The sequence below is a fragment of the Streptomyces sp. NPDC059567 genome (assembly GCF_042735655.1).
Lineage (GTDB): Bacteria > Actinomycetota > Actinomycetes > Streptomycetales > Streptomycetaceae > Streptomyces.
Genome location: NZ_JBHWBS010000014.1, coordinates 57386 through 79155, shown reverse-complemented (window position 1 = coordinate 79155; position 21770 = coordinate 57386). Strand labels below are relative to the sequence as shown.

Sequence of the window (21770 nt, the reverse complement as noted above, 5' to 3'; positions counted from 1 at the left end):
ATCGCAAGGCGGAGGAGGGAGGCATGGCGGTGGGGGCACCTCCCGTGCCCGAAGGGCTACGGGGGACCATGCCGACCGACGACAACGCGGCGAGGCGCGGTGCCAGGCGCCGCGAGCCCGGCCTGATCGACAAGACACCCCCTAGAGCGGGGCCTGCCACACCACCGTCGTACCCCCGCCGTCCTCCCCGATCCCCGGACCGCACCAGCTCGACCCGCCCAGCGACTCCGCGCGCCGCGCCAGGTTGCGCAGTCCGCTGCGCCGGCCGCCCTCCGGGATGCCGACGCCGTCGTCAGCGACCGAGAGCCGGACCCCGGCGGTGCCGTCGGGGAGTTCGGCGCCCGCGTCGACGACGACCTCGATCCGGGTGGCCTCCGCATGCCGGAAGGCGTTGGAGAGGGCCTCGCGCAGGGCGGCGATGAGGTTCTTGCCGGCGAGGTCGCCGACCGTCGAGTCGATCGCGCCCAGGAACCGGTGCGCGGGCTTGAAGCCCAGCGGCACGGCCGCCATGTTGATCTCCCGCAGCACGCGGGTGCGCAGCCCGGACGGCGCCTCGGCGGGTCCCTGCTGCAGCGCGAAGATCGCGGTCCGGATCTCCTGGATCGTCACGTCCAGCTCGTCCACGGCCTTGCCGACACCCTCGCGCACCGCGGGCACGATCGACTTGCGCTGCGCGCTCTCCAGCATCATCCCGGTGGCGAACAGCCGCTGGATGACGAGGTCGTGCAGGTCACGGGCGATCCGGTCGCGGTCCTCGTAGACGGCCAGCCGCTCCCGGTCGCGCTGCGCGTCGGCCATCATCAGCGCGAGCGCCGCCTGGGAGGCGAACTGCGTGGCCAGGGTCCGCTCCGCCTCGGTGAAGGGCCGGCCGCCCCGCATCCGGGGCATGGCGAGCGCGCCGAGCACCTTGCCTCCGCTGTGCAGGGGCAGCAGCATGCTCGGTCCGTACTGGGACGCCAGACGGCTGATCATGCGCGGATCCCCGGAGGCGTCGTCCACGAAGACCGCCTCGCCGGCCAGCAGCTGCTCCACCACAGGGCTCTCCGGCGGGATCACCACACCCAGCGAGCTGCTCGGCCGGTCGGCGGAGACGGCGACGATCTCCAGGCCGCCGTCCTGGGCGGGCAGCAGCACGATCCCGGCGGCCGCGTCGGCGAGCCTGCGGGCCTGTTCGGCGACCACCGCGAGGGCGTCGTCCGCGTCACCGCCGGAGAGCAGGGCGGTGGTGACCGCGACCGAGCCGTCGATCCAGCGCTCGCGCTGCCGGGCGGCCTCGTAGAGGCGGGCGTTGCCGATGGCGATCCCGGCCTCGGTGGCGAGGACCCGGACCATGTGGAGGTCGTAGTCGTTGAACTCGCCGCCACCGTTCTTCTCGGCGAGGTAGAGGTTGCCGAAGATCTCCCCCTGGACCCGGATCGGGACCCCGAGGAAGGTCCGCATCGGAGGGTGCCCCGGCGGGAATCCCGCGGCGCGCGGGTCCTTGGACAGATCCGCCAGCCGGATCGTCGCGGGCTCGCGGATCAGCGCACCGAGCAGCCCCGCGTGCCCGTCCGGGCGCCGCCCGATCCGGCGGGCGACCTCGTCGTCGACGCCGAAGGTGACGAAGTCCGAGAGCCCCTCGCCCTCCTCGTCGACGACGCCGATCGCGGCGTAGCGGGCGTCGGCGAGTTCGGCCGCGGTCTCGCAGATCCGGTCGAGCGTCGAGTGCAGTTCGAGCCCGGTGCCGACCGAGCGCATCGCCTCGAGGAGCTGCGGCACCCGTGCCGTGAGCTCGGTCGACAGACCTTGGAGGCTACGGGTGGCCTGGGTGGCGGCTTCCAGGGGGTCCGGGTCATCGGGCACGGCGGCGGTCATGACCTTGAGCCTAGTAAGTCCTATTTGGCGAGAAAAGTCGGGCGCCCCGTGCTTCTCCCCGCGGCGACCAGGAGATCGGCCTCCCGCTCCTGCTCCAGCATCCGGCGCAAGGGGCCTTCGGCCCGCGCCAGCTCCGCGTACGGCCCTCGCTGCACGGTCCGGCCCTCGTCCAGGACCACCACCTCGTCGACAGCTTCGAGGCCGCGCAGCCGGTGGGTGATCAGGACGGTGGTACGGCCCTCGGTGGCCCGCAGCAGGTCGTCGGTGAGCGCGTCCGCCGTGGCCAGGTCGAGGTGCTCGGCCGGCTCGTCGAGGACGAGGACGGGGAAGTCGGCGAGGAGCGCCCGGGCGAGCGCGAGGCGCTGCCGCTGACCGCCGGAGAGCCGTGAGCCGTGCTCGCCGACCTGCGTGTCGAGGCCGTCCGGCAGCCCGTCCACCCAGTCGAGGATCCTGGCCCGGCCGAGGGCGGCCCGCAGTTCCTCGTCGTCGGCGCCGGTACGCGCCAGACGCAGGTTCTCCCGGATGGTGCTGTCGAAGGTATGGGCGTCCTGGGCGCAGAGGCCGACGAAGCGCCGGACGTCGTCTCCGTCGAGTTCTGCCGCCGCCACCCCGCCGAGCCGGTACGAGCCGGTGTCGGCGTCCAGGAAGCGCAGCAGCACCTGGGCGAGGGTGGTCTTGCCCGATCCGGAGGCCCCGACGACGGCGACCCTGCGCCCGGCCTCCAGCGTGAGCGTGAAGTCGCCGAGCGCCTCCCGCTCCTGCCCCGCGTGGCGGGCGGAGAGGCCGGCGAGCTCCAGCGGGAACGGAGTCTGCGGGGGTACGGCGGGCCGCGCGGGCTCGTGTACGGGAACGGGGGCGTCGAGCACCTCGTACACCCGCTCGGCGCTGCGCTTCACGCGCTGGCGGTACTGGACGGCCAGCGGGAGGCCGGTGACGGCCTCGAAGGCGGCGAGCGGGGTGAGGACGACGACGGCGAGCGTCACGCCGTCGAGGCGTCCGTCGCGGACGGCCTGGACGCCGACGAACGCGGCGACGGCGACCGTCACTCCGCAGGCGAGCGCGGACAGACCGGCCCCGATCGCGGTGGCGGCGGCCTGCCGGGAAGCGATGGAGGTGAGCGTACGGTCGGCGGCCCTGGCCCGCGAGAGACGGTCCTTCAGCGCTCCGGCGACGGTCAGTTCGGCGCAGCCGCGCAGCAGGTCGAGGACCGTGACGGCCAGGGCTCCACGGGCGGGTGCGAGCCGTCGTTCGGCCCGGCGCGCGAGCGCGCCGCTCAGCAGCGGGACGGCCACTCCCGCCGCCAGCAGGCCCGCGGCGAGCACGGCTCCGGCCTCGGGCAGCAGCCAGGCGGTGAAGCCGACGGAGCCGGCCCCCACGACGAGCGCGGCGCCGGCGGGCAGCAGCCAGCGCAGCCAGTAGTCCTGGAGTGCGTCGACGTCCTGGACGAGCCGGGAGAGCAGGTCGCCTCGGCGAGTGCGGCCCAGCCCGGCGGGGGCGATGCGCTCCAGGCGGCGGTAGACCGACACCCGCAGTTCGGCGAGCATCCGCAGCACGGCGTCGTGGGACACGATCCGCTCGGCGTACCGGAACACCGCCCGCCCGATGCCGAACGCCCGAGTGGCCGTGACGGCCACCATCAGATACAGCACGGGCGGCTGTTCGGACGCCCGCGAGATGAGCCACCCGGACACCGCCATGAGCCCGACGGCGGATCCCAGCGCCAGACTCCCGAGCAGCAGGGCGAGCCCCATCCGGCCCTTGAGTTCCCCCGCCATGTCCCGGACGCGCCCGAAGACCGAACGCCCGGTGCCGGCCTCGGCGCCCGTCTGCGAAGGCTCCGGTTCCGTCGCGTCCTCACCGGGCACGACGGCCGTCGCCTTGGCCTCCGAGGGAGCCGCCGGCGCCTCCGGCGTCTCGTCGGCACCGGCCGGCTCCACCACGTCCACGGCGGTGGTCCGCCGGAGCTCGACCACGCGGTCCGCGACCGCGAGCAGCGCCGGCCGGTGGACCACCAGAAGCACCGTGCGGCCGGACGCGAGACGACGGACGGCGTCGACGACGGCCGCCTCCGTCTCGCCGTCCAGCGCCGCCGTGGGCTCGTCCAGAAGCAGCAACGGCCGGTCGGCGAGGAACGCGCGGGCCAGGGCGAGGCGTTGCCGCTGCCCCGCGGAGAGGCCCACGCCGTCCTCACCCAGCAGCGTCTCGACCCCCTCGGGGAGGCCCGCCACGAACACATCGGCCCCGGCGTCGCGCAGCGCCTCCCGCACCGCCTCGTCGGAGGCGTCCGGCCGGGCCAGGCGGACGTTCTCGGCGATGGTGCCCGCGAAGAAGTGCGGCCGCTGCGGCACCCAGGCGATCCGCGACCGCCATTCCTCCACGTCCAGGGCGCCGAGTTCCACGCCCCCGACCCGAATCGAGCCGCCCTCCTCAGGCGCCGCGAACCCCAGCACCACATCGAGCAGCGTCGACTTGCCCACCCCGCTCGGGCCCACCAGCGCCACCGCCTCGCCCGGCTCCACGACGAGCGAGGCCGCGTCCAACGAAGGCTCCGCGCGCCCCGCATGACGCACGGTCACGTTCTCCAGCTCGATACGCGGCGACGACGGCACCGCTGCCGCCCCACGCTCCCTCGCCGGGGCCTCAAGGACCTCGAAGATCTCCTCCGCGGCTGCCAGCCCTTCCGCGGCCGCGTGGTACTGCGCCCCCACCTGCCGGATCGGGAGGTATGCCTCGGGCGCCAGCACCAGAATGACCAGTCCGGTGTACAGGTCGAGGTCCCCGTGGACCAGCCGCATACCGATACCGACCGCGACCAGCGCCACCGACAGCGTCGACAGCAGCTCCAGGGCGAAGGACGAAAGGAACGCGATGCGCAGCGTCTTCATCGTCGCCTGCCGGTACTCCGACGTGATGGCGCGGATCGACTCGGCCTGCGCCTTCGCCCGTCCGAACACCTTGAGCGTCGGCAGCCCGGCCACCACGTCCAGGAAGTGGCCCGAGAGCCGGGACAGCAGCTTCCACTGACGGTCCATCCGGGCCTGGGTGTACCAGCCGATCAGGATCATGAAAAGGGGGATGAGCGGCAGGGTCACGACGATGATCGCCGCCGACACCCAGTCCTCGGTGACGATCCTCGCCAGTACCGCCACGGGCACCACCACCGCGAGCCCCAACTGCGGCAGATAGCGCGAGAAGTAGTCGTCGAGCGCGTCCACCCCTCGCGTCGCGAGGGCGGCCAGCGAGCCGGCCTTCTGCCCACTGAGCCATCCCGGCCCCAGCTCGGCCGCCTGCGCCAGCAGTCGGCCGCGGAGTTCGGACTTGACCGCCGCGCTCGCCCGATGGGCGGCCAGCTCGGTCAGCCAGGAGACCAGCCCCCGCCCCGCCGCGACTCCGGCGAGCAGCAGCAGCGGCGTGGTCAGGTCGGAAACCGACAGGCCCTTCTGGAAGGCCCCCACCACCACCTCGGCGATGAGCATCGCCTGGGCGACGACCAGCGCCGCCCCGGCCAGGCCGAGGACCACCACTGCCGTGAGAAAGAGACGGGTGGCCCGGGCGTACCGGAGCAGACGCGGATCGATCGGTTTCACGTGAAACATTCCCTCTTGGTGAGCGGCGGCCCTCTTAGTGAGCAGCGTCGGCGAGGTGCTGCGTGCCGATGCGCTTGCGGAACACCCAGTAGGTCCAGCTCTGGTAGAGCAGCACCAGGGGCGTCGCGATCGCCGCACACCACGTCATGATCTTCAGCGTGTACGGGCTCGACGATGCGTTCGTCACCGTAAGACTCCACTCGGGGTTGAGTGAAGACGGCATGACGTTGGGGAAGAGCGTCAGGAAGAGCATCGCCATCACCGCGGCGATCGTGATGCCCGAGAGCGCGAACGACCAGCCCTCGCGCCCCACCTTGATCGCCCCGATCGCACCGACCAGTGCCACCACGGCGACGATCATGGCGACGAGGCTGCCGCCGTCCCCCTTGTCGACCTGGGTCCAGCTCAGGAAGCCGAGCCCGAGGACGGCCGAGACGAGACCCAGCTTCAACGCGAGCGACCTCGCCCGGACCCGAATGTCGCCGACGGTCTTGAGGGCCGCGAAGACCGCCCCGTGGAAGGTGAAGAGGGCGAGCGTGACCAGACCGCCGAGGATCGCGTACGGGTTGAGCAGGTCACCGAAGCTGCCGACGTACTCCTTCTGCGCGTCGATCTTCACTCCGCGCACGATGTTGCCGAAGGCGACGCCCCAGAGCACGGCCGGGATCAGGGAGGTCCAGAAGATGGCCTCCTCCCAGTTGCGCTGCCAGCTCTCCTCGGGTCGCTTCACCCGGTACTCGAAGGCGACACCGCGGACGATCAGACAGACCAGGATGATCAGCAGCGGCAGGTAGAAGCCGGAGAAGAGCGTCGCGTACCACTCGGGGAAGGCGGCGAAGGTCGCTCCGCCGGCGGTGAGCAGCCACACCTCGTTGCCGTCCCAGACGGGACCGATGGTGTTGATCAGGACGCGCTTCTCGGGGCGGCCACGGGCGAGCACCTTGGTCAGGACGCCGATCCCGAAGTCGAAGCCCTCGAGGAAGAAGTAGCCGATCCAGAGGACCGCGATGAGTACGAACCAGACGTTGTGGAGTTCCATGCCTCGATCTCCTCAGCCTCAGTACGAGAAGGCCATGGGCCGGTCGGGGTCACGGTGGTCCCCGCCGATCTTGGTGGGCGGGTTGAGGTCGTCCTCGGTGAGCTCGGGCGGTCCGGCCTTGACGTACTTGACCAGCAGCTTGACCTCGATCACCGCGAGCACGGCGTAGAGCAGGGTGAAGACGATCATCGACGTCAGCACCTCGGCCTGGGAGGTGCCGGGGGAGACCGCGTCCCTGGTGCGCAGCACGCCGTAGACGACCCAGGGCTGACGGCCCATCTCGGTGAAGATCCAGCCCCAGGAGTTGGCGATCAGCGGGAAGGCCATGGTCCACAGGGCGACGATCCAGTACCACTTGGCCAGGCGGGGGCTGAGCGCCTTCCGCTTGAACAGGACCAGATTCGGCACCTCGTCCTCGCCGGTCCGCATCCCCGGCGCCAGCATGAACTTCTTGCGGGTCAGCCAGAGGCCGACCATGCCGATGGTCAGCGAGGCCATGCCGAAGCCGATCATCCAGCGGAAGCCCCAGTAGGCGACGGGGATGTTGGGCCGGTAGTCGCCGGGACCGAACTTCTCCTGCTCGGCCTTGTTGATGTCGTTGATGCCCGGGACGTACGAGCTGAAGTCGTCGTTCGCGAGGAAGGACAGCAGCCCGGGGATCTCTATGGCCACCTTGTTGTGACCCTGGTCGACATCGCCGTAGGCGAAGATCGAGAACGGCGCCGGCGCCTCGCCGTCCCAGAGCGCCTCTGCGGCGGCCATCTTCATCGGCTGCTGCTTGAACATGACCTTGCCGAGCAGGTCGCCGCTCATGGCCGTGCCGAGTCCGGCGATGATCAGCGTGATCAGGCCGAGCCGCAGGGAGGTCCGCATCACCGGGATGTGCTTCTTGCGCGCCAGGTGGAAGGCGGAGATGCCGACCATGAACGCGCCGCCGACCAGGAACGCGGCCGTCATGGTGTGGAAGAACTGGGTGAGGGCGGTGTTCTGGGTGAGCACCAGCCAGAAGTCGGTGAGCTCGGCCCGGCCCCGCTCCTCGTTGATGCGGTAGCCGACGGGGTGCTGCATCCAGGAGTTGGCCGCCAGGATGAAGTACGCGGAGAGGATGGTGCCGATCGACACCATCCACATACAGGCCAGGTGGATCCTCTTGGGGAGCTTGTCCCAGCCGAAGATCCACAGCCCGATGAACGTCGACTCGAAGAAGAACGCGATCAGCGCCTCGAAGGCCAGCGGGGCACCGAAGACATCCCCGACGAAGCGCGAGTAGTCGGACCAGTTCATGCCGAACTGGAACTCCTGGACGATGCCGGTGACGACACCCATCGCGATGTTGATCAGGAAGAGCTTGCCCCAGAACTTCGTCGCCTTGAGGTACTTCTCGTTCTCCGTACGCACCCAGGCGGTCTGAAGACCTGCGGTGAGAGCGGCGAGGGAGATCGTCAGAGGAACGAAGAGAAAGTGGTAGACGGTGGTGATGCCGAACTGCCATCGCGCCAGAGTCTCCGGCGCCAGAGCTAGGTCCACGTCATCTTCTCCTTGCATCGCCGTAGTCGCATCGGCAGTTTGCCCCTTTAATCCCACCAATCCCGGGATGAACGGGACACGCTTGTGAACGCGTTCACATTCACAAGCATTATGGCTCATACGAAATCCGTACGTAAGACCGGGGGTACCCCTACCGAAGGTCACCCCTTCCCAGGACCTTCAACATATTGTTGAATCCAGGGCATGACCCTTCAGATCCGCATCTCCTGGCCTGCCGGGCACACCACGGCCACCCTCGAAGAAACCCCCACGAGCAAGGCGCTCGTGGGGGCTCTCCCGATCTCGTCCACCGCCCGGACCTGGGGCGAGGAGGTCTACTTCGACACTCCGGTCTCCGCCGCGGTCGAGTCCGACGCGCGGCAGGTGGTGGAGCCGGGCACGGTCGCCTTCTGGACCGAGGGCGACGCACTCGCACTCCCCTACGGCCCCACCCCGATCTCCCGGGGCTCCGAATGCCGGCTCGCGAGCCCCTGCAACCTCCTGGGCTCGCTCGACGGCGACCCTCGGGTCCTGGCCACCGTCAGGGACGGCGACCCGATCCGCGTCGAGCGCGTCGAGGGCTGACCGGCCGCCCCCGACCCACTCCCACCGGGCTGATCAGCCCTCCTTGCGGAAGCCCTCCGTCGTCTTCAGGAACAGGTCGTTCGCCTCGCACTCACCGATCGTGACGCGCACGCCCTCACCCGCGAACGGCCGCACCACCACGCCGTGCCGCTCGCACTCCGCCGCGAAGTCCATCGTCCGCTCACCGAGCCGCAGCCAGACGAAGTTCGCCTGGGTGTCCGGCACGGTCCAGCCCTGAGCCACGAGCCCCGCGCGGACCCGCTCGCGCTCGGCCACCAACGAGCCGACCCGCCCCAGCAGTTCGTCCTCGGCCTGCAGCGAGGCGACCGCCGCGTCCTGCGCCAGCTGGCTCACACCGAACGGCACCGCCGTCTTGCGCAGCGCCGCCGCGACCGGCTCGTGGGCGATCGCGAAACCGACCCGCAGCCCGGCCAGGCCGTACGCCTTGGAGAACGTCCGCAGCACCGCGACGTTCGGCCGGTCGCGGTAGAGCTCGATGCCGTCCGGGATGTCGGCGTCGCGGACGAACTCGCGGTACGCCTCGTCGATCACCACCAGGACGTCGGAGGGCACCCGGTCCAGGAACCGCTCCAGCTCGGCCCGGCGCACCGCCGTGCCCGTGGGGTTGTTCGGATTGCAGACGAAGATCAGCCGGGTCCGGTCGGTGATCGCCGCGGCCATCGCGTCGAGGTCGTGCACCTCGCCGTCGGTCAGCGGCACCTGCACCGAGGTCGCCCCGCTGATCTGCGTGATGATCGGGTACGCCTCGAAGGACCGCCAGGCGTAGATGACCTCGTCGCCCGGGCCCGAGGTGGCCTGGAGCAGCGACTGCGCGACACCGACCGAGCCGGTGCCGGTGGCCAGGTGCGAGACGGGGACGCCGAACCGGTCGGCGAGCTCCGCCATCAGGCCGGTGCAGGCCATGTCCGGGTACCGGTTGAAGTTCGAGGCCGCGGCCAGCGCGCTCTCCATCACGCCCGGCAGCGGCGGATACGGGTTCTCGTTGGAGGACAGCTTGAAGGCGACCGGACCGCCCGCGGCGGCCGGCTTGCCCGGCTTGTACGTGGGGACGCCGTCCAGCACGGCGCGCAGCTTCGGGCCGCCCGCGCTCGTCCCGCCGGTCTCGCTCACTGAGCTCACTCTGGTCCTCCTCGACCGTCCGTACCACCAATACTCCTCACCTTATGAGGATTCGCCTCCGCTGCGAATGGGCTGTGGACAACGGGTCGGACAAGCTGTGGACAACGGGGGGAGCGCAGCCGTGGGTGGCGCGCGCCGGTGGCGGGCGCCGTGGCGCGCATCCCCCGTAGAGGTGAGTTGAGACCTCTTCGAGACATCGGCTCTGTGGCAGGCCCATGCGTTTCGACAACCGTAGATCACACCCGAGGGGCCTTAACTCCCTTACTTTCCCAGGCACTTGGTGCTTTTTGATCATGCAGAAACGTGCCTGTCAACGAGTGAATATGCGACCGGCCCAACCACCCGCCCTCGCCCTACTATCGGCTCGCCATGACAGCAGCAGGGAAGCACCAGGTGAGCCGGGCACAGACCCGGGGAAGCCGGCAGGGACGAGCGGGCATCCGGGACGTGGCCGCCGCCGCCGGGGTCTCCATCACGACTGTCTCCGACGCGCTCAACGGCAAGGGCCGGCTCCCGGACGCCACCCGCCGCCACGTCCGCGAGGTCGCCGACCGGCTGGGCTATCGCCCATCCGCGGCGGCCCGCACGCTCCGTACCGGCAAATCGGGCCTCATCGGCCTGACCGTGACGACCTACGGGGATGAACCTTTCACCTTCACCGAATTCGCGTACTTCGCGGAGATGGCCAGAGCAGCCACATCGGCCGCGCTCGCGCGCGGCTACGCCCTGGTCATCCTGCCCGCCACATCCCGCCATGACGTCTGGTCGAACGTCGCCCTCGACGGCACCGTCGTCATCGACCCCTCCGACCACGACCCGGTCGTCACCGAACTCGTCCGCCAGGGCCTCCCCGTCGTCTCCGACGGACGCCCCGCCGGCACGCTCCCGGTGACCGCCTGGGTCGACAACGACCACGAAGCCGCCGTCCTCGACCTCCTCGACCACCTCGCCGACGCCGGCGCCCGCCGGATCGGCCTGCTCACCGGCACCACCACCGACACGTACACCCGCCTGTCCACCACCGCGTACCTGAACTGGTGCGAGCGGGTCGGACAGGACCCCGTCTACGAGGCCTATCCGGCGCACGACCCGTGCGCGGGCGCCGTCGCGGCCGACCGGCTGCTCGCCCGCCCCGACCGACCCGACGCCGTCTACGGACTCTTCGACCCCAACGGAACCGATCTGCTGGCGGCGGCCCGCCGCTACGGACTGCGCGTCCCGGACGATCTGCTGCTGGTCTGCTGCAGCGAGTCGACCGTCTACGCCAACACCGAACCGCCCATCACGACCCTCTCGCTCAAACCCCGAAGGATCGGCACGGCCGTCGTCCAGCTCCTCATCGACGCCATCGAGGGGATCGACACCGACGGACCGGTCGAGCAGGTCATACCGACCGAGCTCATCGTCCGGACGTCCTCCCAGAGGCGTTCGCCGCGTACGACGGTCAGCCCGCCCCGGTCACCCTCGAAGGACTAGCGAACGATCAGTACCGGCCGGATTCCGGGCCGGGCAGGGCGCAAACCCAGCCCAGCCCGGTCCCGACCCTGGCCTGGACCTTCTCAATTCGGGCGAAACAACCGGTGAACCCGGAGTGGACCCGGATTCACCACCCCTGGTGCGTCACACAGGCGGACCCTCATTCCTATGATGGGCGCACGACACCGCGGACCACCCCGACCAGGCCGGTCCGCGATGTACAGGGCATCGCGACGGTGGTGGAGGGGTCGATGACTCAGGGGGCCGGGCAGGAACCCGTGGTGCGCACGGCGACATTGCGTGACTTCCGCGTACCGCCGTACGCCCGCGTGCCCGTGCAGGGCAACGCCACCGAGCCCCCCACCGGGACACAGACCGGTCCGACCGGCGCCTATCCCGAGCCCACCGCGTTCCCCGACCACGGCGCGCTCCCCGAACCCGGCTCCTCTCCCGAGCCTGTCGCCTTCCCTGAGCCCGTCGCCTTCCCCGAGCCCGTCGCTCTCCTCGAACCCGACGCCCCGGTCGCGCACGGCGCCCACCTCGACCCGCGCACCGTCCACGAACCGGTCGCACCCGTCGGGCCGCTCGCCCCCACGCTCCATCTCCCCCTCGCCGGCGGCATGTCCTCCATCGTCGCCGTCGCGACCGGCCACCCCGGGAACGCCTTCCCCGACGAAGCCATGCCCGACGGCTACACCCCCACCGAGCGCGATCTCCCGGTCATCAATAGGGGTGACACCGTGCAGGTCCGAGTCGACCCGGAGCCGGCCCCCGTGCCCGCCTCGGCCGCCGAGGGCCCCGGCCCGCTCTACGTCGTCGGCGACGTCCACGGCTATCTCGACGAGCTCGTCGCCGCCCTCCGCGCCCAGGGCCTCATCGACGAGAACGGCGCCTGGTCCGCCGGGAACGCCCGCCTCTGGTTCCTCGGCGACTTCACCGACCGCGGTCCCGACGGCATCGGCGTCATCGATCTCGTCATGCGCCTGTCCGCGGAGGCCGCGGCCGCCGGCGGCTACTGCAAGGCCCTGATGGGCAACCACGAGCTGCTCCTGATCGGCGCCAAGCGCTTCGCCGACACTCCGGTCAACTCCGGCGCCGGCACCGCCACCTTCCAGGCCGCCTGGCTGCTCAACGGCGGCCAGAAGCACGACATGGACCGCCTCCAGGACGTCCACCTCCAGTGGATGTCCCGACTCGACGCCGTGGTGGAGGAGGACGGGCACCTCCTGATGCACTCCGACACCACCGCCTATCTCGAGTACGGCAGCACCATCGAGGACGTCAACGAGACCGTCCACGAGATCATCAACCGGAACGACGCCGACGAGGTCTGGGACCTGTTCCGGAAGTTCACCAAGCGCTTCGCGTTCCGCGACGACGCGGGCCCGCAAGCCGTCCAGGAGCTGCTCGGCACCTACGGCGGCCGCCGGGTCGTGCACGGCCACAGCCCCATCCCGTACCTCCTCGGGCAGGTCGGAACGGAAGACGGCGAGGACGGATCGGGTCCGGTCGTCGACGGTCCGCATGTGTACGCGGACGGTCTGGCGATCGCCATGGACGGCGGTGTGACCATGGCCGGAAAGCTGCTGGTCGTCCAACTCCCCCTGCATGGCTGACGCATAACCGTGCGCATCCGGGGAAGTCGATTTCGGGAAACCCCCTGTCACCCTGTGCCGTAACCGCAATACCATCGGATCATCCGTAGCAGGCTCTCCTCCGTTTCCGCCCAACTGCCCGTTTCCCACGGTCAACCAGGCCTTACGGAGCATCGGGGGATGCACATGAACGTGGCTCCGCACCTGCTGACCGAGGACCGCGCCGAGTACGAGCGCATCCTCGGCGACGCACTGCGAAACGCGCACGACCGTCCGGATCTCGCCGAGGTCGGGAAACGGCTCACGTCCGAACAGCTGCGCTCGATGGCCATGAGCGCGACGGCGCTGATCACCGCGGCCGCCGCGGTGGAGTACGACCACTTCGTCAAGGTCCGCGCGGAAGGCCGTGCGACAGGCGGTACGAGTGTGATGGACGCCGTTCTCGTGGCGGAAGGGGACGGCGGAGCGAGCACGGGCCCCGGCGCGGGCATCGTCGCGGTCCTCACGGTCCTCGCACCGGTGCTCTCGGGCACAGCAGCGGTGATATTCCTGCTGGTCGGGGCCGTTCTGAAGGTGCTGGCACCCACACTCGTGTTCGCCGACACGCTGCTGACGGCGGCCTGGTTCTTCGGCGCCGTCGCCGCAGCCGGGCTGCTCTGCGCGGCCGTCGGCCTCCTTGTGACGGCGCTGCGCAACCGCTCCACCGAAGTGGCCGCGGGCCCCGGGGCCGGCGGTGAACCGGACGACGAACTGTCCCGGGCCCGCGACGCCTGGCGCCGCGCCCTGCTGGAACGCGGCATCCTGCCGTTCCTGCGGGAGGCCCTGGCCGACCCCGCCGCACACCCGGCCCCGCCCCTGCCGCCGCAGCCCTCGGAGCGTAAGGACCGCATACCGAAGATCGGCTACAGCGGACCGGACTTCTCGAGTCCGAGCGAGGGAGCCTCGGGCAGCCGTCCCAGGTTCAGCAGCCCGGACTTCACGAGCCCGGAGTTCGGCCCCCCGGAGCACCGGCCGGAGTGATCCGGGGAACGCCACGGCGGGCACGCCCCGCACGACCCCCCGTGGCCGTGCGGTCCGTACCCGCCCCGTACGTACCGATGCGGCTACTCCGCCAGCGGGAGGTACACGCGGTTGCCGGCGGCCGCGAACTCCTTGGACTTCTCCGCCATCCCGGCCTGGATCTCCTCGGACTGGAGGTCGCCGCCGTGCTCGCGCCGGATGTCCTGCGAGATCTTCATCGAGCAGAACTTCGGACCGCACATCGAGCAGAAGTGCGCGGTCTTCGCGGGCTCCGCCGGCAGCGTCTCGTCGTGGAACTCACGCGCCGTGTCCGGGTCGAGCGCCAGGTTGAACTGGTCCTCCCAGCGGAACTCGAAGCGCGCGTCCGACAGCGCGTCGTCCCACTCCTGCGCCCCCGGGTGCCCCTTGGCCAGGTCGGCCGCGTGCGCCGCGATCTTGTACGTGATGACACCGGTCTTCACGTCGTCGCGGTTGGGCAGGCCCAGGTGCTCCTTGGGCGTGACGTAGCAGAGCATCGCGGTGCCCCACCAGGCGATCATCGCGGCGCCGATGCCCGAGGTGATGTGGTCGTACGCCGGCGCGACGTCCGTGGTCAGCGGGCCGAGGGTGTAGAACGGCGCCTCCTCGCAGATCTCCTGCTGGAGGTCGATGTTCTCCTTGATCTTGTGCATCGGGACATGGCCCGGGCCCTCGATCATCGTCTGCACGTTGTGGCGCTTGGCGATCGTGTTGAGCTCGCCGAGCGTCTTCAGCTCCGCGAACTGCGCCGCGTCGTTGGCGTCCGCGATCGAGCCGGGGCGCAGACCGTCGCCGAGCGAGTACGTGACGTCGTACGTCGCGAGGATCTCGCAGAGCTCCTCGAAGTTCGTGTAGAGGAAGTTCTCCTTGTGGTGCGCGAGGCACCAGGCGGCCATGATCGAGCCGCCGCGCGAGACGATGCCGGTCTTGCGGCGGGCGGTCAGCGGCACGTACGGCAGCAGCACGCCGGCGTGGACCGTCATGTAGTCGACGCCCTGCTCGGCCTGCTCGATGACCGTGTCCTTGTAGATCTCCCAGGTCAGCTCCTCGGCCTTGCCGTCGACCTTCTCCAGGGCCTGGTAGAGCGGCACGGTGCCGATCGGCACGGGGGAGTTGCGCAGCACCCACTCACGGGTGGTGTGGATGTTGCGGCCGGTGGACAGGTCCATGACCGTGTCCGCGCCCCACTTGGTCGCCCACGTCATCTTCTCCACCTCCTCCTCGATGGAGGAGGTGACGGCGGAGTTGCCGATGTTGGCGTTGACCTTCACCAGGAACCGCTTGCCGATGATCATCGGCTCGATCTCCGGGTGGTTGACGTTGGCCGGGAGCACCGCGCGCCCTGCGGCGATCTCCTCCCGTACGACCTCGGGGGAGACGTTCTCGCGGATCGCGACGTACTCCATCTCCGGGGTGATCTCGCCCCGGCGGGCGTACGCGAGCTGGGTCACCGCCGCCCCGTCGCGGCCCCGGCGGGGCTGGCGGGGGCGGCCGGGGAAGACCGCGTCGAGGTTCTTGAGGCCACCACGCGGCGAGGTGTGCTTGATGCCGTCGTCCTCGGGACGGACGGGGCGGCCCGCGTACTCCTCGGTGTCGCCGCGGCTGATGATCCAGTTCTCGCGCAGCGGCGGAAGGCCCCGCCGTACGTCGGTGTCGATGGTGGGGTCGGTGTACGGGCCGGACGTGTCGTACAGCGTCACGTCCTTGCCGTTGGTGAGGTGCACCTGACGGACGGGCACTCGGAGGTCGGGGCGCGAGCCCTCGACGTATCCCTTGTGCCAGCCCGGCTTGCGCTCGTCCTGGCTGGTGGCAGGCGTGCGTGCATCCTGAATGGTCATGAGACCGATCTCCCTACGCCGGCATTACCCGGTAACAGGTTCGGCGGTCGGCGCAGCCTCCTCCCGTACGTACATCAGTACGCGCGTACGGTGATCAGCGCCCTCTCAGCCCGGTGCTCCGAGCTCCCGCGTGTGCAAAGGTGCCACCACGCTAGCGTCAACCCGGGCGTGCTGAACAGTGGGCCCCCGTCGTTCTTGCGATGATCTGTCGGTGACTTCCTCGCAGCAGACCCCGGAACCCGATGGACACGATGCCCATGGGGACGCGGGCCACGGGCACGGCCACAGCCACAGCCACGGCCCGGCGGCGCCGGTCTCCCGGCATCTGCGCAGAGTCATCGCCGCGGTCCTGATCCCGTTCGCCGCGGCCGTGGTGGTCGGACTCGTCGTGCTGTGGCCGGGCGGCGTGCCGGAGCACGAGCGCACCGGCGTCGGCTTCGACCGGCAGACCTACGCGGGCGAGGTCGCCTCGGTCGAGAAGGTCGACTGCAAGGATGTGAACGCCGCGCAGGTCCCGCCGACCGAGGACCCCTCCACGCCCCAGGGCCGTGAGGCCGCCAACGCCCAGCAGGGGCAGTGCGAGAAGGCGACGATCGAGGTCACCGACGGCCCCGACAAGGGCCGTACCTTCGTCGAGATCGTGCAGCCGGACGCGCCGCGTCAACTGGACGAGGGGCAGGGCGTGGTGGTGGCGTACGCCCCCGACGCCCCACGCGATCTGCAGTACTCGGTGACTGATGTGAACCGCAAGGTTCCGCTGACGGTCCTGGCGCTGATCTTCGCGCTCGTGGTCGTGCTCGTCGGCCGGATGCGCGGGGTGATGGCCCTGATCTCGCTCGCCATCAGCTTCCTGATCCTGACCCTCTTCATCCTGCCGGCGATCCTTCAGGGGTCGAATCCGCTGGTGGTGGCGGTGGTCGGGTCGAGCGCGATCATGCTCATCGCGCTCTACATGTGCCACGGCCTGTCGGCGCGCACCTCGGTCGCGGTGCTCGGGACCCTGATCTCGCTGCTGCTGATCGGGCTGCTCGGCTCGTATTTCATCAGCTGGGCGTCGCTCAGCGGCAACACGGACGACAACACCGGTCTGATCCACGGCCTGTACCCGGACATCGACATGTCCGGTCTGCTGCTCGCGGGCATCATCATCGGTTCGCTCGGTGTCCTCGACGATGTGACGGTGACGCAGACCTCGGCGGTGTGGGAGCTGCACCAGGCCGATCCCCGTATGGGGCCCCGGGCGTTGTACCGGGCCGGGATCCGGATCGGCCGCGACCACATCGCGTCCGTGGTGAACACACTGGTCCTTGCCTACGCCGGTGCGGCCCTGCCCCTGTTGCTGCTCTTCACCATCGCGCAGAGCAGTGTGGGGACGGTGGCCAACAGCGAGTTGGTCGCGGAGGAGATCGTCCGGACGCTCGTGGGGTCGATCGGTCTGGTGGCCTCGGTGCCGGTCACGACCGCGCTGGCCGCCCTGGTGGTCTCCGCAGACCGGCCGGGCGATCCGGAGAAGCGTTCGTCCAGGGGTGGACGCCGGCGTCGGGCGAAGTGACTGGTCCGGGGCCGTTTCGGCGGGCCCGGGGGGCGTTCAGCCCGCGTTCTCCTCCGCCAGAATCCGGCCGAGCGCGGCTTCCAGGTTGTCCTCGAAGTCGCCCAGCGTCCGTTCCTGACCGAGGGGAACCAGCTTGTCCGTACGGTCGAGGAAGGCGACGAGCGGCGGAGCGCTGGCCCGGAACAGGGCGCGGTCGCCGCCGACCTGGAGCCGGATGGAGACGTCCGAGAGCGCCTCGGGATCGGTCGGCGCGATGTGCACATCGCCGTCGCCGCTCGGCCGGTTGATCCCGTCCAGCAGCAGTTCCCGCCCGAACGCCCAGGTCACCGGCGCGTCTCCGGGGAGATGGAAGGTCATCCGCACCGCGTAGGGATCCCGGGTCTCGTACCGGAGTTCCACCGGGATCCTGAAGGCGAGCTCCTCGGAGACGAGGAAGCTCATCAGGACCTCGGCCTGGACCGACTCTCGCATCTTGTACCCCGCAGTAGATGAAGCAGTTGTGTGCACACGGCTACTGAAGCTGTGATCGAAACGGCCAGGAATGATCCCCCATGGCCCTGTTGACGCAATCGTGCTGTAAGCGCTAGCGGATCACAAGGAGTGATTTTTCAGATACTGATAGAGAAAGCGAAGGAGCTGAAGAGCCTTCCGATCTCATTCTGTAGTCGAGCGACTGCGGGCAGCAACCGTTCTTCCTGGTGAAGGGGTACGGAAATCGCCATCGCGGCCGCCGTGGACCCCGCAGTGATGGGGATCGCGGCACAAACTGTGCCCAGCGCATATTCCTGACGCTCTACCAGGGGCTCCATTCGCCCCATACCGCCCAAACGCTCCAAAAGCACCTGCCGGTTACGCACCGTGTACGGAGTGATGGCTTTCACCGGATGGCGGTCGAGGTGGTCTTGACGACTCTTCAGATCCAGTTGACTGAGCAGACACTGGCCGATCGCATGGGCGTGGCCGGTCTCGCGGAAGTCGGCCCACTCGTCCACGGCGGGGGCGGAGGGGGTGTCGGCGACGGCGACGAGCTCGATCTCGCCCTCGCGGTAGATCGCGAAGTAGATGGGGACGCCGATCTCGTCGCGCCAGTGTGCGAGCGAGTCTTCGATCTTGGTGCGACGATTCTGCAGAACTCCGCCGCCGGCCAACCGACCGGCCGCGTCGCCGAACACGAACACACCCTTCTCACGGCGCAGATAGCCCTCGTGCGTCAGGGTGCGGAGCAGGTGGTACGCGGTGGGAAGCGGGAGTCCCGCTTCGCGCGCGAGCTGTTTGGCGGGGGCTCCGTCCTCGTGGGAGCCCACGGCCTCCAGAAGTCTCAGCGCCCGCTGCACCGAGCCGATCAGGGTAGGGACGGCGGACTGCGAAGCCGTGGCCAAAGGTCACCCCCAGGCGTGGTGACGGGCGCCGTGCACCCGCCCGCGGGGGCCGCCCCCGCGCGCCCGCCGCGGCCTGGGAAACCGGTGGAGTCCGATGAAGGACTCTCCCGGGACAGGTGAAGAAACCGCAGGTCAGCGCGGAGGTCTACGCCAGTTTTCCCCGGGGGCGGCAGAGATTTCCACTCTAATGGCAGCCCCCAGGCACGGTCGCGGTTTCCCTCTCCGCATCCCTCGGCCGGGCTAACAGCGAGCAGCCCGGTCATACCGGCAGGTAGCTTGTGCTACCAATCCTCGCGCGAGGCCGACGAGGAGGTGAACTTCCGTACGACGTAGATCAGTCCACCGACGAGGGCCACGAAGACCAGGACCTTGAAGAGCAGACCGATCACGAACATCGCGATGCTGGTGATCAGGCCGCCGAAGACGAGCAGGGCGATGACCGGTATGGCCACCCACTTCACCCACCAGGGCATCCCCGCGAGAATCTCTCGTACCGCCATCGCGCTTACCTCATCTCCCGAAGACCTCGCTCCACGCGCTCTGCGCCGAACACTCTCGATGCTAGGGGCGGCAACGGGGTCAACGGGGGCCTCGTGGCCCTTGATCTCCCCTGATCCGACCCCTAGGGGAGATCAGGACTCCGGCGGCGAGAAGACCACCATGACCCGCAGGTCCTCGGTGATGTGGTGGAACTTGTGGGCCACCCCGGCGGGCACGTAGACCACGCTTCCGCGCGCGACCTGCGTCGTCTCCATCCCGACCGTGATCGCGGCACGGCCGCTCACGACGAAGTACACCTCGTCCTGGCCGTGTGGCTGCTGCGGGTCGAGCGCCCCCGCGTCGAGCGCGTAAAGACCGACCGACATGTTCCGCTCGCGCAGGAACTGGAGGTATGCGCCGTCGTTGGCGGCGCGCTCCGCCTCCAACTCGTCCAGTCGGAATGCTTTCATCGTGCGTCCGCCCCTGCCATTGGCCCGATCATGTCTGCCACGATCAGACACATGATGAATTTCGTAGTCAAGACGCTCGCGAACGCGGGCGCATTGGGAGTCGCCATCTGGCTGCTCCAGGACATCACCCTGACCGGCGACAGCACCGGCAAGAAGGCCTGGACGCTGATACTCGTCGCCCTGGTTTTCGGTCTGGTGAACTTCTTGGTGAAGCCGATCGTCCAGCTGATCTCACTTCCGCTGTTCTTTCTCACGCTCGGCCTGATCACACTGGTGATCAACGCCCTGATGCTGCTGCTCACCTCCTGGCTGGCCGACCAGCTCGGCCTCAGCTTCCATGTCGACGGCTTCTGGACCGCCGTACTCGGCGGCCTGATCATCTCCGTCGTGTCCTGGGCGCTGAACGTCGTTCTCCCCGACGGGGACTGAGGGCGGACGATGACGTACCGGGTCTGTTTCGTCTGCACCGGCAACATCTGCCGCTCGCCGATGGCCGAGTCCGTCTTCCGCGCCCGCGTGGAGGAGGTGGGCCTGGCGGACGCCGTGGAGGTCGACAGCGCGGGCACCGGGGGCTGGCACGAGGGCCACTCCGCCGATCCGCGCACGGTCGCCGTCCTGGAGGCCCACGGCTACGACTCCGGCCACACCGCCCGCCAGTTCCGCGCCTCGTGGTTCCCGGCGCTGGATCTGGTGATCGCCCTCGACGAGAGTCATCTGCGGGAGCTCCGGCGGCTCGCCCCGACGCCGGACGACGTGGCGAAGGTGCGGCTGCTGCGCTCGTACGACCCGGCGGCCGACGATCTCGACGTGCCCGACCCGTACTACGGCGGGACGGAAGGCTTCGAGGAGTGCCTGGAGATGGTGGAGGCCGCGAGCGAGGGGCTGCTCGCCGCGGTACGCGAGAGCGTGGAGGAACGAACGGCATGAACGAGGACACGTTCGAGGGCCCCGAGGACCCCGGGGCCGTCGGCGACGGGACGCGGGCGGTGCGCGCCGGACTTCCCGAGCCGGTCAAATACGAACCGACCCTGCCGGGGCCGGTCTTCGCCGCCCACTTCCACCTGCCGGGAGACCCCACCGGCCCCTACACCTACGGGCGGGACGAGAACCCGACCTGGACCCATCTGGAACGCGCCATCGGCGAGCTGGAGGCACCGGGGGAGGCGGGTGTCGAGACGCTCGTCTTCGCCTCGGGCATGGCCGCCATCTCCGCAGTCCTCTTCTCCCAGCTCAAGGCAGGCGACACGATCGTCATGCCGGACGACGGCTACCAGGCGCTGCCGCTGGTCCACGAGCAGCTCAGGGCGTACGGGATCGAGGTCCGCACCGCACCGACCGCCGGCGACGCCCAGCTGTCCGTCCTGGACGGAGCACGGCTGCTGTGGATCGAGACGCCCTCCAACCCGGGGCTCGACGTCTGCGACATCCGCCGCCTGGTCGACGCGGCGCACGAACGCGGGGCGCTCGTCGCCGTCGACAACACCCTGGCCACCCCGCTCGGCCAGCGGCCCCTGGAGCTCGGCGCGGACTTCTCCGTCGCGAGCGACACCAAGGGGATGACCGGGCACGGCGACATCCTGCTCGGCCACGTCAGCTGCCGTGATCCGCGGCGGGCGGCGGAGGTACGGCGCTGGCGCAAGATCGTCGGGGCCATTCCCGGCCCCATGGAGGCCTGGCTCGCGCACCGCTCCCTGGCCACGCTCCAGCTCCGCATCGACCGGCAGTGCACCTCGGCGCTCTCCCTCGCGGAGGCCCTGGGGAAGCGGGGCGAGGTGACCGGGCTGCGGTATCCGGGGCTCCCCGGCGACCCTTCGCATGCGGTGGCGGCGACCCAGATGAAGCGCTTCGGGCCGGTCGTGTCCTTCGTCCTTCCCGACCGGGCCTGGGCTGAGCGGTTCCTCGACGGGCTGCGCCTCGTGGACGACGCCACCAGCTTCGGCGGCGTGCGCTCCACGGCCGAGCGGCGCGGGCGGTGGGGCGGCGACTCCGTGCCGGAGGGCTTCATCCGCTTCTCCGTCGGTGCGGAGGACCCGGAGGACCTGATCGCGGACGTGCTGCGCGCTCTCGACGCGGCCGAGAGAGCCGCCGGCTGACGGACGGCGCCCCGGCGCGCCGCCGCCCGGCGGCCCGGCCGGGGGCGGGCCGGCGGCCCCCCCCCCCCGTGCGGGAACGCGCCGGACCCCGCCCGGCGAGAAGAGCACCCCAGCGTC

The 21770-nt window shown here is 70.0% G+C and carries 18 protein-coding genes and 1 riboswitch; of the genes, 8 read left to right on the top strand and 10 right to left on the bottom strand.

The window, feature by feature from the left end:
• Positions 1 to 141 precede the first annotated feature (141 nt).
• From ACFVZW_RS10005 to ACFVZW_RS09990, 4 genes are read right to left on the bottom strand one after another with little or no spacing between them, the layout of a single operon-like run.
• Complete coding sequence (locus tag ACFVZW_RS10005; RefSeq protein WP_384519269.1) at positions 142 to 1854, bottom strand: GAF domain-containing sensor histidine kinase; 1713 nt, start codon at positions 1852 to 1854, stop codon at positions 142 to 144.
• A gap of 20 nt (positions 1855 to 1874) precedes the next feature.
• Positions 1875 to 5450 carry a thiol reductant ABC exporter subunit CydD gene (gene cydD, locus ACFVZW_RS10000; protein WP_384519267.1) on the bottom strand — a complete coding sequence of 1192 codons (3576 nt, stop codon included), beginning with the start codon at positions 5448 to 5450 and terminating at the stop codon, positions 1875 to 1877.
• Positions 5451 to 5475: 25 nt separating this feature from the next.
• Positions 5476 to 6480, bottom strand: a complete 1005-nt coding sequence (gene cydB / locus ACFVZW_RS09995) for a cytochrome d ubiquinol oxidase subunit II (RefSeq protein ID WP_384519265.1) — start codon at positions 6478 to 6480, stop codon at positions 5476 to 5478.
• An 18-nt stretch (positions 6481 to 6498) separates the two neighbouring features.
• Positions 6499 to 8007: a cytochrome ubiquinol oxidase subunit I gene (locus ACFVZW_RS09990; RefSeq protein ID WP_384519263.1), complete on the bottom strand. Its 1509-nt coding sequence runs from the start codon at positions 8005 to 8007 to the stop codon at positions 6499 to 6501.
• A gap of 204 nt (positions 8008 to 8211) precedes the next feature.
• On the opposite strand from ACFVZW_RS09990, the gene ACFVZW_RS09985 reads away from it, so the two are divergent.
• The gene (locus ACFVZW_RS09985; RefSeq protein ID WP_383549066.1) at positions 8212 to 8592 is read left to right on the top strand and encodes a cyclophilin-like fold protein; all 381 of its coding nucleotides are present in this window, start codon (positions 8212 to 8214) and stop codon (positions 8590 to 8592) included.
• 33 nt (positions 8593 to 8625) lie between these two features.
• Here the strand turns inward: ACFVZW_RS09985 and hisC are convergent, their stop codons facing one another.
• Positions 8626 to 9723 (bottom strand): histidinol-phosphate transaminase, encoded by a 1098-nt coding sequence (gene hisC / locus ACFVZW_RS09980; protein WP_384519305.1) that lies wholly within the window; start codon positions 9721 to 9723, stop codon positions 8626 to 8628.
• 378 nt (positions 9724 to 10101) lie between these two features.
• Here hisC and ACFVZW_RS09975 point away from each other — a divergent pair, with 378 nt between their 5' ends.
• From ACFVZW_RS09975 to ACFVZW_RS09965, 3 genes are all read left to right on the top strand, one after another.
• Positions 10102 to 11208: a LacI family DNA-binding transcriptional regulator gene (locus ACFVZW_RS09975; RefSeq protein ID WP_137994523.1), complete on the top strand. Its 1107-nt coding sequence runs from the start codon at positions 10102 to 10104 to the stop codon at positions 11206 to 11208.
• A gap of 251 nt (positions 11209 to 11459) precedes the next feature.
• Positions 11460 to 12824: a metallophosphoesterase gene (locus tag ACFVZW_RS09970; RefSeq protein WP_384519261.1), complete on the top strand. Its 1365-nt coding sequence runs from the start codon at positions 11460 to 11462 to the stop codon at positions 12822 to 12824.
• A 159-nt stretch (positions 12825 to 12983) separates the two neighbouring features.
• A complete protein-coding gene (locus ACFVZW_RS09965; protein WP_384519259.1) occupies positions 12984 to 13823 on the top strand; it encodes a hypothetical protein in 840 nt (279 codons plus the stop codon).
• 83 nt (positions 13824 to 13906) lie between these two features.
• Here ACFVZW_RS09965 and thiC read toward each other — a convergent pair whose 3' ends face one another.
• Positions 13907 to 15679 (bottom strand): phosphomethylpyrimidine synthase ThiC, encoded by a 1773-nt coding sequence (gene thiC / locus ACFVZW_RS09960; RefSeq protein ID WP_383549056.1) that lies wholly within the window; start codon positions 15677 to 15679, stop codon positions 13907 to 13909.
• Positions 15673 to 15819, bottom strand: a riboswitch (TPP riboswitch). Its footprint overlaps the gene before it by 7 nt.
• 71 nt (positions 15820 to 15890) lie before the next feature.
• Between thiC and ACFVZW_RS09955 the strand changes: the two genes are divergently transcribed.
• Entirely contained in the window at positions 15891 to 17231 is a 1341-nt protein-coding gene (locus ACFVZW_RS09955) for a YibE/F family protein (protein ID WP_384519257.1), read from the top strand.
• A gap of 36 nt (positions 17232 to 17267) precedes the next feature.
• On the opposite strand, the gene ACFVZW_RS09950 is transcribed toward ACFVZW_RS09955, so the two are convergent.
• The 4 genes from ACFVZW_RS09950 to ACFVZW_RS09935 all read right to left on the bottom strand — a co-directional run bounded on the left by ACFVZW_RS09950 (position 17268) and on the right by ACFVZW_RS09935 (position 19560).
• On the bottom strand, positions 17268 to 17702 hold the full coding sequence (locus ACFVZW_RS09950) for an SsgA family sporulation/cell division regulator (RefSeq protein WP_384519256.1): 435 nt from the start codon (positions 17700 to 17702) through the stop codon (positions 17268 to 17270).
• Positions 17703 to 17839: 137 nt separating this feature from the next.
• Positions 17840 to 18610 carry an IclR family transcriptional regulator gene (locus ACFVZW_RS09945; RefSeq protein ID WP_384519255.1) on the bottom strand — a complete coding sequence of 257 codons (771 nt, stop codon included), beginning with the start codon at positions 18608 to 18610 and terminating at the stop codon, positions 17840 to 17842.
• 281 nt (positions 18611 to 18891) lie between these two features.
• Complete coding sequence (locus ACFVZW_RS09940; protein WP_383549044.1) at positions 18892 to 19110, bottom strand: DUF5326 family protein; 219 nt, start codon at positions 19108 to 19110, stop codon at positions 18892 to 18894.
• Between the two features lie 132 nt (positions 19111 to 19242).
• Positions 19243 to 19560 (bottom strand): cupin domain-containing protein, encoded by a 318-nt coding sequence (locus ACFVZW_RS09935; protein WP_329118392.1) that lies wholly within the window; start codon positions 19558 to 19560, stop codon positions 19243 to 19245.
• A 51-nt stretch (positions 19561 to 19611) separates the two neighbouring features.
• On the opposite strand from ACFVZW_RS09935, the gene ACFVZW_RS09930 reads away from it, so the two are divergent.
• Genes ACFVZW_RS09930 through ACFVZW_RS09920 form a run of 3 tightly spaced genes read left to right on the top strand, consistent with a single transcriptional unit; the run spans position 19612 to position 21653 of the window.
• On the top strand, positions 19612 to 19989 hold the full coding sequence (locus tag ACFVZW_RS09930; RefSeq protein WP_384519252.1) for a phage holin family protein: 378 nt from the start codon (positions 19612 to 19614) through the stop codon (positions 19987 to 19989).
• A 9-nt stretch (positions 19990 to 19998) separates the two neighbouring features.
• A complete protein-coding gene (locus ACFVZW_RS09925) occupies positions 19999 to 20487 on the top strand; it encodes a low molecular weight protein-tyrosine-phosphatase (RefSeq protein ID WP_384519250.1) in 489 nt (162 codons plus the stop codon).
• Positions 20484 to 21653 (top strand): cystathionine gamma-lyase, encoded by a 1170-nt coding sequence (locus tag ACFVZW_RS09920; RefSeq protein ID WP_384519248.1) that lies wholly within the window; start codon positions 20484 to 20486, stop codon positions 21651 to 21653. The genes ACFVZW_RS09925 and ACFVZW_RS09920 overlap by 4 nt, the downstream gene beginning before the upstream one ends.
• The last annotated feature ends 117 nt before the right edge of the window (positions 21654 to 21770 follow it).